The organism is Streptomyces colwelliae (assembly GCF_048158785.1).
GTDB lineage: Bacteria > Actinomycetota > Actinomycetes > Streptomycetales > Streptomycetaceae > Streptomyces.
Genome location: NZ_JBLTJC010000296.1, coordinates 1 through 13,011 on the forward strand (window position 1 = coordinate 1; position 13,011 = coordinate 13,011).

A 13,011-nucleotide genomic window follows, 5' to 3' on the forward strand; every position below is an offset into this window, starting at 1 on the left:
CTCCAGCTCCTTGCCGCTGAGGCTGCGGTAGTCGTGCTCGTAGACCCAGATGTGGTCGAGCCTGCGGAAGATGATCGTCAGCACCGCGTTCCCCACGTTCGACGCGGACACATTCGCGCTGGCCGCCAGCGGCACGCCTCCCGCCGCATCCGTGACCCGCGTGATCATCCCGGGCACCGTCGCGAACCCGAACACGCCCAGGAGGAAGACCAGGATCACCGAGGCCGGGCGGCTGCTCGCCAGCAGTCCGAACACGGTCAATGTGATCGCCAATCCGGCCAGGGACAGGACCAGCGTGGCGTCACGGTTGTGGTCCGCGCCGCGCCCGCCCGCGATGTTGCCGACGACCAGCCCCGTGCCGTAGACCACCAGCAGCCAGGCCACGTCCGTCGTGGAGAAGCCCGTGACGCGGGTGAAGGTGTACGCGAGGTAGCTGAACGCGCCGAACATGCCGCCGTAGCCGAGGGCCGTGGCCGTGAGCGTCAGCCAGACCTGGGTGGAGCGGAAGGCGCGCACCTGCGTGCGGAGGTCCGCGCGTCCCTCCGTCGCTCCCGCCCACGCCGGTACCAGTACGGCGATGGCGGCCAGCGCCACCGTGCCGATCGCCGTGATCGCCCAGAACGTCGCCCGCCAGCCCCACCGTTCGCCGACGAGCGCGCCGAACGGTACGCCCAGCACGTTCGCCACCGTCAGGCCGGCGAACATCGTGGCGACCGCGCGGGAGGCCCGTTCGGGAGGGACCAGGCGGCGGGCGACGAGGGAGCCGATGCCGAAGAACGAGCCGTGGCAGAGGGCCGCCACCACTCGGCCGAGCATCATCACGCCGTAGCCGGGGGCCAGCGCCGACAGCAGGTTTCCTACGACGAAGAGGGCCACCAGGCCTACCAGGACCGGTTTTTGGGGCAGGCCGGCCGTTGCCGCCGTCACCGCGATCGCGCCCACCGCGACCGTCAGGGCGTAGCCGGAGATCAGCCAGCCCGCGGCGGCGGTGGACACGTGGAGGCTGCGGCTGACCTGTGGGAGCAGCCCGGCGATCACGAACTCGGTCAGACCGATTCCGAAACCGCCGAGCGCCAGCGCGATCAGGCCCAACCGCCCACCGCCGCCTCTGAGTTGCGCGGTCAGATCACCACTCCTCAGGCCACCATTCCTCAGGTCACCACTCCGTCGATCTGCAACGTCTGCACCGCCCCCGCCGCGAACGTCGCGCTCACCGTCTTGCCGCTCACATACGTGTCCGAGTGGGAGGCGTACAAGTCACCTCCGCCGCCCGTCACCGTGTTCCAGCGCGGGACCAGGCCGCTCGAACCGCCCGTCACCGTCGTGAACTTGGAGAGGTCGAAGGTCAACTTCGTCGACGACGAGCCCGTGTTGGCGGCGACGATCACCAGCCGCTTCGCCGACGCGTCGTAGCCCGCCGCCGCGTAGCTCACGCCCGTGTCCAGGATGGTCATGCCGGGGCGGATGTGGCGGCTGAACTGGGCCATCACGTAGTACTTCGTCTGCACCGCGCCGGCCGTGAGCGTGCTCTGGTCGTACGCGATCATCGCCCAGCCCGAACTCGGGTCCATGACCTGCCAGTACGTCCACGCCGTGGGGTGCAGCCAGCGGAAGTCGTAGAGCAGGTTGCTCGCCATCGTCAGGCCCGTGGAGTCGCTGTCGCCCGTCTCCGAGTTCCAGAGGGCCTTGCCCGACGTGGTGACGACGTCCGTGTAGAGCAGGTCCCTACGGCCGCCCGAGCCCTGGTAGCCGTGGACGTTGACGCGGTTGACGTACCCCTTCGTCGTGGACGAGAAGGCGCTCCAGGTTGTCCGTGCCAGGTCGTAGCTCGTCTCGTCGGACGCCGAGATCTTCGTGCTCGTCAGGCCTCGGGCGTCCAACTCGCTGCGGACGTACGGGAGTACGGCCGCCTGGACCGTCGAGTCCATGTGGCAGCCCTCCTGCGTGCCGGTCGCCGTCCACCAGCTCGACGAGGGCTCGTTGAAGGCCTCGACCGTCGCGAAGTTCACTCCCCAGTTGTTCTTCGCGTAGAGGGCGACGGCCGCCAGGTGGGAGGCGTGCTGGCGGTAGTTCCAGGTCTGGAGGTTGTTGCCGCCGCCCGAGGCGCCCGACGGGTTGTGGTTCGAACACATCCACCACATGGGGGAGTTGGCGAAGAGTTCGGTCGTCGCGCCGCGTGACGTGGCCTTCACCAGCATCGCCCGCTGGGTCGCGTCCGCCGTCCAGTCCCAGGCCGAGGACGTGGGGTCCTCGTTGTTCCAGTCCTGCCAGTAGCCCTCGATCTGCTTGAACGCGGGGATGTTGGCGGAGGCGACCATCGACTCGCCGCTCACCGTGTTCCAGCTGCACGCGCCGAGGTTGTAGCGGGCGATGTTCATGCCCAGGCCGGGCAGCGAAGTCCCGTTGTACGTCGTCGACTTGGTGGTGAAGAAGATGTCGGCGAAGTCGTCCCGGGCGCCGAAGACGTTCGCCCACCAGGCGAGCGAGGTGCCCCAGCCCTCCCAAGTGCCGTACTTCGTCGCCGGGTTGACCGCGATCGTCGCGTCGGCGCGTGCGGTGCCGGTCGCCAGGGCGGTGCCGAGGAGCCCACCGCCCGCCGCGGCCAGCAGGGTTCTGCGTCGGATCATCTCTACTCCCGATTCGCTCAACCGCCGGTCGTCCCACCGGCGTCGGCCATCCCCCCGGCTCGTGCCATCAGGAAGCATCGGGGGTGGCGCGTGAGGTTGTCGAGGGTTGTGACACCCCTTTCTAAAACCCGTGTACGAACGTGTGCGGAGGCTCGAACAGGCGCCGTCGCGGGCCGGTCGCGGGCAGGTCGGCGGGTAAGTCGTGGACAGGTCGGCGGGTAAGTCGTGAACAGGTCGCGAGGAACAGGAGCCACGGGTCCGGTGAGTTCAGGACCCACGGCTCCGGTGAGTTCAGGAGCCACGGGTCTGGTGAGTTGAGGAGCCGCCCTTTATGGTGCGGCGCATGCGGGTCCCCGTCGTGCAGCACCGCAGCCGTCGACGCCGTGCGCTGCGCCGCCGCGCCCTGTGGACCGGCGGCGAGTTCCTCGTCACCGCCGGGGTCGTCCTGCTGCTCCTCGTCGTCCACCAGCTGTGGTGGACCAACCGCGAGGCCCGCCGCGACGCCGACCACCAAGTGCAGGCCCTGGAACGGCAATGGGCGACACCGGGTGCGGTGAGTGGTGGTACCCCTTCGGCCAACACCGGCCTGGCAGGCGGCAGTTCACCGCGCCCGAGCACCGCAGCCGGCGGCTCGACCACCCGTACCGGTTCCGCAGGTTCCACCACCCCCCGCCGCTCCCAGGCCTACGCCGTCCTCACCATCCCCCGCCTCCACCTCCGCGTCCCGATCGCGGAGGGCGTCAGCAAGCAGAACGTGCTCAACAAGGGGTACGTCGGCCACTACCCGGGCACCCAACAGCCGGGCCAGGCAGGGAACTTCGCGCTCGCCGGGCACCGCAACACCCACGGCGAACCCTTCCGGTACCTCCCGCGACTGCGCGTCAAGGACACCGTCCAGGTCGAGACGAGCGCGGCCACCTTCACCTACACCGTCGACAAGATCCTGCCGCAGACCTCCGCCGCCGACTCCGGCGTCATCCGGCCGGTCCCGCGCTCGATCGTCAAGCCGTCCTACGGCTACAGCAGCCCCGGGTACTACGTCACCCTCACCACCTGCACCCCGGAGTTCACCTCCCGGTACCGCATGGTCGTGTGGGGCACGCTCACCTCGATGCGACCCCGCACGTGACACTGGGGGTCCGTGAACCCGATCCGTGAACCCGATTCCGGTCAGCAGGCAAGTACTGGGTGAACGCTGTCCCTTTCCTCTGACCACACGGACCGCCGATGACCGATTCCGACCCACTGTGCCGCTCCTCCTGGGGGAGCAGCACCATGAGACCGGGCACCGCGAGAGAGGGCACCACGATCGCGGACACCGCGCAGCCGGACGCCGTGCTGGTCGCGGCGTCGCTCGACGAACCCGAGCGCTTCGCCGTGCTGTTCGACCGCCACGCGCCCACCATCCATCAGTACGTCGCCCGGCGCCTCGGCCGTGACGCGGCCGACGACGTCACCGCCGAGACCTTCCTGACGGCCTTCCGGATCAGGGCCCGCTACGACAGCGGTCGGGCCGGTGTCCGCCCCTGGCTGCACGGCATCGCGGCCAAGCTGATCAGCCGGCACCGCCGCGAGGAGGTCAAGGCGCTGAAGCTGCTCGCCCGCACCGGCCGCGACCCGGTGGCCGAGACGTGGACCGACTCCGCCGACGACCGTGTCACCGCGCAGGCCGCGTCCCGGCCCCTGGCCAAGGCGCTGGCCGCGCTCTCCGAGGGGGACCGGCACGCCCTCCTGCTGTTCGCCTGGGCCGAGTTCAGCTACCAGGAGATCGCCGAGGCCCTCGACATCCCGGTCGGCACAGTCCGCTCCCGGCTCAACCGGGCCCGCAGGAAACTGCGCGTCACGGCGGGTCCGTACCGCCCGTTCGACGAGTCCGGCGAGTCCGACGAGACCGCCGGTGAAGCCGTCCCACCGCTCGAACCGCACGCACCCGAAGGGGATCCCGCATGAACGAGCCGGCCGACGCACGTGCCCTGCGCGCCGATGTCCCCCTGCCCGACAGCGACCACCTCGCGCCCCAACGCGCCCTGCTCACCGAGGCGTTCCGGCAGGAGGCCGTCGCCCGGAACCGGCCCACCACGGCTGCGGTGCGCGGGATTCCGCTGCCCCGCCGCAAGTTCGTCCTGCTGACCGCGGCGGCGGCCACGGGCCTCGTCGTCACCGGCGGGGCCGTGGTCTCCCTCACCCACGACACCCCGGGCACCGCCACCGCCACGTCCCCCGCCTCCGGCGGCCGTCAGCTGTTGTCCGCGCAGGCCTCGGCCGACACCCTCGAACTGGCCGCCGCCACCGTCGAGAAGATCGGCGCCACCGAGCCCGGCCCGAAGCAGTGGGTCTACGAGAAGACCACCTCCTTCGACCAGGGGACCCCCCGGAGCGCGGAGCAGTGGACCCGCTGGGACGGCACGGGCTCCGCGAGCCTGCCCGGCGTTCCGGGCGACAGCGACGACACATCCACCTTCGACCCGAACAAACTCAAGGTCTGGTACGGCCCCAACCAGGAGGAGAAGTGGAAGGAGGCGGGAGCCGACGACCGGTCCCAGCGCCAGTTCTACCGCTTCCTCGCGACCCTCCCGAGCGACCCCGACCGCATGATGGCCGCCATCCGCAAGGAGCACGCCCTCGGCGACATCGAGGGGGAGACCGCGGCGCAGCGCGACTGGCGGGAGGTCGACGTCCTCTACCGTTCCGTCCTGATCCCGCCGAACGCGCAGGCCGGTCTGTTCCGGGCGCTCGCCAAGATCCCCGGCGCCCGGGTGGAGAAGGGCATCAAGGACCCCATCGGGCGGGCGGCCATCGGCGTCACCGTGACCTACGCCCAGCGCACCGCCTCGGGCTGGCAGGGCAAGCAGGAACTGTTCTTCGACCCGAAGACGTACGCGTACCTGGGGGAGACCAGGCACGCCGCGCCGGTCGTGATCCCCAAGGGTGCCGACGGCAAGCCGTACGCGGTGGCGTCGCCCGCGCCGGGTACGGACCCCGACGAGATGACCACGGCCCGCGCCGCCTGGGGTGTCGTGAACAAGCCGGGGGAGCGCCCCTGAGACACACCGGGGGCGCCCCTGAGGAACACCAGGGGGCGCCCCTGAGAAACACCGGGCCGGGTGCGGGCTGGGTGTGGCCGGGTGCGCGGGGACGGCTCACGCCCCCTCCCACTGCGCCACCACGGTCACCGCTCCCGCAACACCCCCACACTCACCGCCGCCACCACGGCGAGCCCCGCCGACACCACCATCGCGATGTCCGCACCGCGCGCGAGCCCGCCGCCCGCCGACGTGGCGATCGCGATGGTCAGCGCGACGCCCGCGCAGGAACCGATGTACCGGAAGGTCTGCTGGGCGCCGGAGCCCATCGCGGCCCGGGCCGGCGGTACGGACTCGACGGACAGCAGGGGCAGCGCGGCGTTCAGCAGGCCGCTGCCCACGCCCGCGATCACCAGTCCCGGCAGCAGTCGTAGCCAGGAATCGGAGTCCAAGGCGCCCAGCATCGTCAGGACGCCGGCCGCGTGGAGGAGGAAACCCAGGGCGAGTTGGTGCCGGGAGGAGATACGGCCGGCGAGGCGGCGGGCCTGGAGGGCGACCGCGAAGGACAGGCCCGACCAGAGGAGGAACAGCCACGCCGTGTCCATCGCGGACAGGCCCAGCGTCTGCTGCAACAGCGCCGGCAGGAAGCTGAACAGGCCGATCACCGCGAAGCCCGTGAACAGGCCGCCCGCCGACGAGGCGAGGAAGGGGCGGTGGCGCAGCAGGCTCAGGTCGATCATCGGGGTCGCACCCCGGCGTTCGACCAGCGCGAAGACGCCGACGAGCACCACGGCCGCCAGCAACAGCAGGCCCACGGGCGCCCGCAGCCAGCCGTCGCGGCCCAGGGTGAGGGCGGCGACGAGGGCGACCAGGGCCAGCCCGAAGGTGACGGCTCCGGCGAGGTCGGGGCGTCCGCCGCGCGGCGCGCGGGACTCGGACAGCGTGCGGAAGCCGAGGGCCGCCACGACGATCGCCGCCGCGCCGAGCACGCCGTAGATCAGCCGCCAGTCCGGCATCGCGCCCGCGACCAGCGGGCCGACGGCTATGCCGCCGCTGACGAACGCGCCCCACACGCCGGTCGCGTGCAGGCGGCCGCGTGGGGTCGGGAAGGCGTGCACGATCAGGCCCAGGCTGCTGGCGAGCAGCGCCGCGCTGGCCGCGCCCTGCGCGATACGGGTCAGCGTGAACAGCCAGGTGGACGAGGTCAGCGCGGAGAGTGCCGTGGTGATGCCGAGCGCGAAGGTGCCGGCGAGGAAGATCCGGCGTCGGCCGTAGTCGTCGGCGAGGCTGCCGGCGACCAGGAGCAGCGCGGCAAGGCCGAGCGGGGTGCCGTTCAGGAGCCAGGCCTGGGCGGAGGGCGAGGTGTGCAGGGCGGCGGCGATGTCGGGGAGCGTGACCATCGGCGCGGTGTACGTCATCAGTGCCACGGCGGTGGCCGCGCTGGTCAGGGCGAGGGTGGCGCGGGGGTGCGGCACGCTCGGCTCGGAGACCGCGGGAGCCACGGACGCCGAGGAGAGAGTTCGTTCATTGAACCTTGTCATGCGGAGTACCGTAGCACCGTAGGTTCGTTCATTGAACCTGAATGTCGGAAAGTGGCTAAGGTGGACGGCATGGCACTCGGCAAGGACTACGCGGGACAGGAATGCTCGATCGCCCGGGCACTGGAGGTGGTCGGCGAGCGCTGGACGCTGCTCGTCGTCCGGGACGCCCTCTACGGCGTACGGCGCTACAACGACTTCCTGGCCCACCTCGGCATCCCGCGCGCGGTCCTCGCCGCCCGCCTCCAGGCACTCATCGCCGAGGGCATCCTCGAAAAGCGCCGCTACCAGGAGTCCCCGCCGCGCGACGAGTACGTCATCACCGAGCGCGGGACCGCCCTGTGGCCGGTGCTGCGCTCGCTCGGCCGGTGGCAGCGCGAGCAGTACGACGAGACGCAGCTGCGCTACTTCCGGCACGCGGACTGCGGCACCGAACTCGGCTCCTACGGCGAGTGCCCCACCTGCGCCGTCGTCGTCCCCGTCGCGGACGTCATCATGGACCCGGGCCCCGGACTCGATCCGGACCCGACGGACCCGGTCGGCCGGGCACTCCTCAAGCCGAGGCGACTGCTCCAGCCGATCGAGGCCGATCCGGTATAACGGACAGGTACAACGGGCAGTACGAGAACGGCGTTTGGGAGAGGGGGACGGACCATGAAGCACAGTTGGGCTACCGCCCTGCTGCTCCTGATCCTGCTTCCCTTCGTGCTGGTGGACACCGCCGGCCTCCCGGCAGCCGTCGCGCTCGCCGCGACCGGCACCGCCCTCGCCGTCTGCGCCCTCCTCACCGCGCGCAGCGCGCCCGCCGTACCGCCCACCCGGGTCCGTACGGCCATCCGCGACCGCGCCCGCCGTACGGCGTTCCTGCCCCAGCGCGACCCCGACGCCTCGGGTCGCCCACGGCCCCGAGCCCCCGGACACACCCTCCGGACGACCACCGCGTAAGGCACCTCTTTCTGTTGCCTGTTGTCTCCACGCGGAGGCTCGTCCCGTCGCTATGCCCACTCCCGGCACGACGAGACCCACGGAGGGCTCACCCATGTCTGTCTTCATGTCCGTTTTCGCTGCCCTGGTCGACCAACTCGCCGACCTGTTCCACCCGTTGTTCGGCGCCGCCGCGGCCGCCGCCGCGATCGTCCTGTTCACCGCTCTCGTACGACTCCTCGTGCATCCCCTCTCGCGGGCCGCGGCGCGCGGGCAGCAGGCGCGGGCCCAACTCCAGCCGCGGATCGCCGAGTTGCGGAAGCGGTACGCGAAGCAGCCCGAGAAGCTGAACAAGGCCGTACTCGAACTGCACGCCGAGGAAAAGGTGTCCCCGCTGTCCGGGATCCTGCCGAGCCTGCTCCAACTCCCGGCGTTCTTCCTGCTCTACCGCCTGTTCTCCGGCGACGGCGACGGCCTCCTCTCCCACCAGCTGTTCGCCGCGCCGCTCGGCGGACGCTGGAGCGACGCGCTCGCCGGGGACGGGGTGTTCGGGCCGGCCGGACTCGTCTACGTCGGGCTGTTCCTCGTCGTCGCCGCCGTCGCGACCTTCACCTACGTCCGAACCCGCCGCGCCGCCGCCGACACAGGTACGGGTACCGGCACCGGCGCCCTCGGCAAGGTGCTGCCCCTCCTGTCCTACGGCACGCTGATCACCGTGGCCGTCGTGCCGCTCGCCGTCGCGCTGTACGTGGTGACCAGCGCGGCCTGGAGCGCCGTGGAACGCGCGGTTCTCTACACGTGACGACAGCCTGACGGCTCGCGGTTACGGTCCAGTCCGTGAACCAGGTATTGCGGACTGGACCGTGAGCTTGGAGGATCGACCAGTCCTCCGATGGCTGCACCCATCGGTCGACCGCCCGCGATCGATGGAGATGGTGAACATGAAGCTGCTGCGAGTCGGTACGGCGGGGGCGGAGCGGCCCGCGCTGCTCGACGCCGAGGGAACCCTGCGGGACCTGTCCGGCATCGTCCCGGACATCGACGGGCCGCTGCTCGCCGACACCGCCGCGCTGGGCCGGATCCGGGCCGCGGCCGACGCCGGGGAGCTGCCCGCGCTGGACGCCGACGGGCTGCGGATCGGGCCGCCGCTGGCGCGGATCGGCAAGGTCGTGTGCATCGGGCTGAACTACCACGACCACGCCCGCGAGACCGGCGCCGAGCCGCCCGCCGAGCCGGTCATCTTCTTCAAGGCCGCGGACACGGTCGTCGGGCCGTACGACACGGTGCTTGTCCCGCGTGGTTCGGTGAAGACCGACTGGGAGGTCGAACTCGCCGTCGTCATCGGGCGTACGGCCCGTTATCTGGAGTCCCACGAGGAGGCGCTCGCGCATGTCGCGGGGTACGCGGTCGCGCATGACGTGTCCGAGCGGGAGTTCCAGATCGAGCGGGGCGGGACGTGGGACAAGGGGAAGAACTGCGAGACGTTCAATCCGCTCGGGCCGTGGTTGGTGACGGCGGACGAGGTTTTGGATCCGCAGGCTTTGTCGCTACGGCTGTGGGTGAACGGGGAGTTGAAGCAGGACGGGACGACGGCTGAGCAGATCTTTTCGGTGGCTGAAGTGGTGCGGTATGTCAGCCAGTTCATGACGCTCTATCCCGGGGATGTCATCAATACCGGGACGCCTGCGGGGGTTGCTCTTGGGCAGCTTGAGCCCAAGCCGTTCTTGCGGGCCGGGGATGTTGTGGAGTTGGAGATCTCTGGGCTTGGGCGGCAGCGGCAGGAATTTAAAGACGCCTAAGGGGTGGGGACTGCGCGTTCATTTGCGGGTGCGCGTCCGGCTGTGGCTGGTCGCGCAGTTCCCCGCGCCCCTTAGGGCATCACGCTCAGGTCAGTAGAGAGGCGAGCCTGCGCCATGCCTCTCGGGGGAGGTCGTCGCGCGCGTTGCCGTCCACGATCTGTAGGGCCACGTGGTCCGCGCCTGCCGTCAGGAAGGCGTCGATCCTGGCGCGGATCGAGGACTCCTCGCCCCACGCGAACACCGCGTCCACCAAGCGGTCGCTGCCGCCGTTCGCGATGTCGGAGTCGGTGAAGCCGTCGCGGAGGAAGTTGTTGGTGTAGTTGGGGAGGGCCAGGTACATGGCCAGGTAGTCGCGGGCGAGAGTGCGGGCCCGGGTCGGGTCCGTCTCCAGGACCACCTTCAACTCCGGGGCCAGCAGCGGGGTTTCGCCCAGGATCTCGCGGGACCGCGCCGTGTGCTCGGGAGCCACCAGGTACGGGATCGAGCCGGCCGCGCGATCCCGGGCCAGCTCGATCGTCTTCGGGCCCAACGCGGCGAGGAAGCGGCGACCGGCGGGTACCCCGGCCGCGTCCAGGGCGTCCAGATGGGCGACCAGGGCCGAGTACGGGCGGCTGTACTCGGCCGTGTTCTTGGCGTGGGCCACCCCGAGGCCGAGCAGGAAGCGGCCCGGGTGGGCCTGCTCCAGTTCGGCGAAGCTCGCCGCGCTCTCGGCCGCCGTGTACTGCCAGATGCTCTGGATGCTGGTCCCGACGGCGATACGAGATGTCGCCTCGATGAGCGGGGCGGCGTTGCCGGCGGCGCTGCTGCCGCCCAACCAGACCGCGCCGTAGCCGAGTTGCTCCAGCTCCGCCGTGGCCTCCGCCAACTCGCCGCGCCGGGACGGATCTTCCGAGCGCAGACCCACGCTCCAGATGCCGTACCGGCCGACTGTTTCCTTCAGGGCGCTGCTCATCGGTCCCGTTCCCTTCGGTGTCGGACGTGTCGGACAGTCCCAACCGGAGGGAGCCGCCGATTAATTCCGGTCGTCGTCCAGGAACTGCTCCAGCGCCGCCACCACGAACCGGTGGTCCTGCAGCTGCGGCAGCCCGCTCACCGTAACCGTGCCGATCACGCCGACGCCCTCGACCCTGATCGGGAACGAGCCGCCGTGGGCCGCGTACTCGTCCGGGTCGAGGCGGGAGGAGTCCTCGAAGGTGGTGCCCTTGGCGCGGTAGCGGGTGCCGACCAGGTAGGAGGCCGCGCCGAACCGTTCGACCACCTTGCGCTTGCGGTCGATCCACGCGTCGTTGTCGGGAACCGAGCCCGGCAGCGCCGCGTGGAAGAGCTGCTGGCCGCCGCGCCGGATGTCGATGGCGACCGGGGCCTGGCTCTCGCGGGCCAGTTCCACGAGCAGCGAACCCAGTGCCCACGCGTCGTCGTAGGTGAAGCGCTGGAACACCAAGTGCCGTTCCTGCGCCTCGAGTTCCTCCACCGTCGGGGTGATCTCCGGGGCGATCCGCTGGGTGATCGCGGGCTTGTGCTGGGTCACAGGGTCACCGTCACTCCGTCGCGGGCGCTGCGGCGCGCGGCTTCCAGTACGTCGAGGGTGGCGGCCGCCTCCAGGGCGGTCACCGGGTTGGGGGCGCCGTCGCGGAGGGCGGCGGCGACGGCCGCGTAGTACGCGGGGTAGTCGCCGGGGAGGGTCGGCTCGGGGCGGCCGCCGCCGGTCAGCGGGGACTCTCCGGCGCCGACACGGCCGTAGAGCGACTCGGGTTCCTGGCCCCAGTTCTTCTCGGTGCCCGGACGCTTGCCGTCGCGCAGGTCGGCCTCCTGGGGGTCGAGGCCGTACTTCACGTAGCCCGCCTTGGAGCCCAACACCCGGAAACGCGGGCCCAGTTGGGCGGTGGTCGCGGAGACGTACAGGTGTGAGCGGACGCCGTTCGTGTGGGTCAGCGCGAAGAACGTGTCGTCGTCCGTCTCCGCGCCCGGGCGGCGGATGTCCGACTCGGCGTACACGGAGGCGACGGGGCCGAAGAGGGCCAGCGCCTGGTCCACGACGTGGCTGCCGAGGTCGTAGAGGAGACCTCCGATCTCTGCCGGGTCGCCGGACTCGCGCCAGCCGCCCTTGGGCTGCGGGCGCCAGCGCTCGAACCGGGACTCGAAGCGCCATACGTCGCCCAGCTCGCCCTCGGCGAGGAGCTTGCGCAGGGTCAGGAAGTCGTTGTCCCAGCGGCGGTTCTGGAAGACGGAGAGGAGGAGGGAGTTCTCCTCGGCGAGGGCCGCCAGCTCGCGGGCCTCGGCCGCCGTGCCGGCGATCGGCTTGTCCACGACGACCGGGAGGCCGGCCTTGAGGGCGGTGGTCGCGAGCGCCACGTGCGTCTTGTTCGGGGACGCGATGACGATCAGGTCCAGGTCGCCGGCGCGGGCGAACAGTTCCTCGGGGGTCGCGGCCGTGCGGACGTCCGGGAACTCGGCGCGGGCCTGTTCCTGCCGCTCCGGGTTCGAGGTGACGACCGTGTCGAGGGCGAGGCCCTCGGTGGCGGCGATCAGCGGGGCGTGGAAGACGGAGCCCGCGAGGCCGTAGCCCACGAGGCCGACGCGGAGGGGTGTGCGAGTCGTGCGTCCAGTCATGCCCTCCACTTTCGCAACGCTGTTGCCAAAGTGCAAGTGGTGGGGACAATGGGGCTGTGAACAACAGTGCGCGGGGCGGGACCGGGAGCGGAACCCGAAGGACCACGGGGGCAGGCGCGGGCGCGGTGGGCGCGAATCTGCTCGCCGTGCGCAGCCACAACACCGCGTTGGTCCTCGACCTGCTGCGGACGGCCGGCACGGACGGGATCAGCCGCCTCGAACTCGCCGACCGCACCGGGCTCACCCCGCAGGCCGTCAGCAAGATCACCGCCCGGCTGCGCGACTCCGGCCTCGTCGCGGAGGCGGGCCGGCGCGCGTCCACGGGCGGGAAGCCGCGCACGGTCCTGCGGTTGGTGCCGGAGGCCGGGCATGCGGTGGGGGTGCATCTGGACCGGGACGAGCTGCGGGTGGTGCTCGTGGATCTCATGGGTGCGGTGGTGCGGCCTGCACCGGGTCGCCCTCGCCCTTGGGCTGTATCATCTGGGTCTGC

Annotated in this window: 14 protein-coding genes; 8 read left to right on the forward strand and 6 right to left on the reverse strand. The window is 71.0% G+C overall.

Going from position 1 to position 13,011, the window contains the following annotated elements; genetic code table 11:
* Together ACNFOC_RS39990 and ACNFOC_RS39995 are read right to left on the reverse strand one after the other, a co-directional pair.
* Positions 1 to 1,092, reverse strand: a 1,092-nt coding sequence (locus ACNFOC_RS39990) for an MFS transporter (RefSeq protein ID WP_416963914.1), incomplete at its 3' end; no start/stop codon positions are given.
* A gap of 59 nt (positions 1,093 to 1,151) precedes the next feature.
* Complete coding sequence (locus ACNFOC_RS39995; protein ID WP_416963915.1) at positions 1,152 to 2,627, reverse strand: glycoside hydrolase; 1,476 nt, start codon at positions 2,625 to 2,627, stop codon at positions 1,152 to 1,154.
* A gap of 343 nt (positions 2,628 to 2,970) precedes the next feature.
* Here ACNFOC_RS39995 and ACNFOC_RS40000 point away from each other — a divergent pair, with 343 nt between their 5' ends.
* The 3 genes from ACNFOC_RS40000 (at position 2,971) to ACNFOC_RS40010 (ending at position 5,671) form a co-directional block, all read left to right on the forward strand.
* A complete protein-coding gene (locus ACNFOC_RS40000; protein ID WP_416963916.1) occupies positions 2,971 to 3,756 on the forward strand; it encodes a class E sortase in 786 nt (261 codons plus the stop codon).
* A gap of 146 nt (positions 3,757 to 3,902) precedes the next feature.
* Positions 3,903 to 4,577, forward strand: a complete 675-nt coding sequence (locus ACNFOC_RS40005; protein WP_416963917.1) for an RNA polymerase sigma factor — start codon at positions 3,903 to 3,905, stop codon at positions 4,575 to 4,577.
* Positions 4,574 to 5,671: a CU044_5270 family protein gene (locus ACNFOC_RS40010; RefSeq protein ID WP_416963918.1), complete on the forward strand. Its 1,098-nt coding sequence runs from the start codon at positions 4,574 to 4,576 to the stop codon at positions 5,669 to 5,671. Before ACNFOC_RS40005 ends, ACNFOC_RS40010 begins: the two co-directional genes overlap by 4 nt.
* A gap of 125 nt (positions 5,672 to 5,796) precedes the next feature.
* Here ACNFOC_RS40010 and ACNFOC_RS40015 read toward each other — a convergent pair whose 3' ends face one another.
* Positions 5,797 to 7,191 carry an MFS transporter gene (locus tag ACNFOC_RS40015; RefSeq protein WP_416963919.1) on the reverse strand — a complete coding sequence of 465 codons (1,395 nt, stop codon included), beginning with the start codon at positions 7,189 to 7,191 and terminating at the stop codon, positions 5,797 to 5,799.
* A 69-nt stretch (positions 7,192 to 7,260) separates the two neighbouring features.
* Here ACNFOC_RS40015 and ACNFOC_RS40020 point away from each other — a divergent pair, with 69 nt between their 5' ends.
* The 4 genes from ACNFOC_RS40020 (at position 7,261) to ACNFOC_RS40035 (ending at position 9,911) form a co-directional block, all read left to right on the forward strand.
* Entirely contained in the window at positions 7,261 to 7,788 is a 528-nt protein-coding gene (locus ACNFOC_RS40020) for a winged helix-turn-helix transcriptional regulator (protein WP_416963920.1), read from the forward strand.
* 54 nt (positions 7,789 to 7,842) lie between these two features.
* On the forward strand, positions 7,843 to 8,133 hold the full coding sequence (locus ACNFOC_RS40025; RefSeq protein ID WP_416963921.1) for a DUF6412 domain-containing protein: 291 nt from the start codon (positions 7,843 to 7,845) through the stop codon (positions 8,131 to 8,133).
* Between the two features lie 106 nt (positions 8,134 to 8,239).
* On the forward strand, positions 8,240 to 8,914 hold the full coding sequence (yidC, locus tag ACNFOC_RS40030) for a membrane protein insertase YidC (protein ID WP_416963922.1): 675 nt from the start codon (positions 8,240 to 8,242) through the stop codon (positions 8,912 to 8,914).
* Positions 8,915 to 9,053: 139 nt separating this feature from the next.
* Entirely contained in the window at positions 9,054 to 9,911 is an 858-nt protein-coding gene (locus ACNFOC_RS40035; RefSeq protein ID WP_416963923.1) for a fumarylacetoacetate hydrolase family protein, read from the forward strand.
* An 85-nt stretch (positions 9,912 to 9,996) separates the two neighbouring features.
* On the opposite strand, the gene ACNFOC_RS40040 is transcribed toward ACNFOC_RS40035, so the two are convergent.
* Genes ACNFOC_RS40040 through ACNFOC_RS40050 form a run of 3 tightly spaced genes read right to left on the reverse strand, consistent with a single transcriptional unit; the run spans position 9,997 to position 12,521 of the window.
* Positions 9,997 to 10,863, reverse strand: coding sequence for an LLM class F420-dependent oxidoreductase (locus ACNFOC_RS40040; protein ID WP_416963924.1), 867 nt, complete (start codon positions 10,861 to 10,863; stop codon positions 9,997 to 9,999).
* A gap of 60 nt (positions 10,864 to 10,923) precedes the next feature.
* Positions 10,924 to 11,439 carry a heme-degrading domain-containing protein gene (locus tag ACNFOC_RS40045; RefSeq protein ID WP_416963925.1) on the reverse strand — a complete coding sequence of 172 codons (516 nt, stop codon included), beginning with the start codon at positions 11,437 to 11,439 and terminating at the stop codon, positions 10,924 to 10,926.
* Positions 11,436 to 12,521, reverse strand: coding sequence for a Gfo/Idh/MocA family oxidoreductase (locus ACNFOC_RS40050; protein ID WP_416963926.1), 1,086 nt, complete (start codon positions 12,519 to 12,521; stop codon positions 11,436 to 11,438). Before ACNFOC_RS40050 ends, ACNFOC_RS40045 begins: the two co-directional genes overlap by 4 nt.
* 56 nt (positions 12,522 to 12,577) lie before the next feature.
* Here ACNFOC_RS40050 and ACNFOC_RS40055 point away from each other — a divergent pair.
* A partial coding sequence (locus tag ACNFOC_RS40055) for a MarR family transcriptional regulator (protein ID WP_416963927.1) occupies positions 12,578 to 13,011 on the forward strand: 434 nt, incomplete at its 3' end.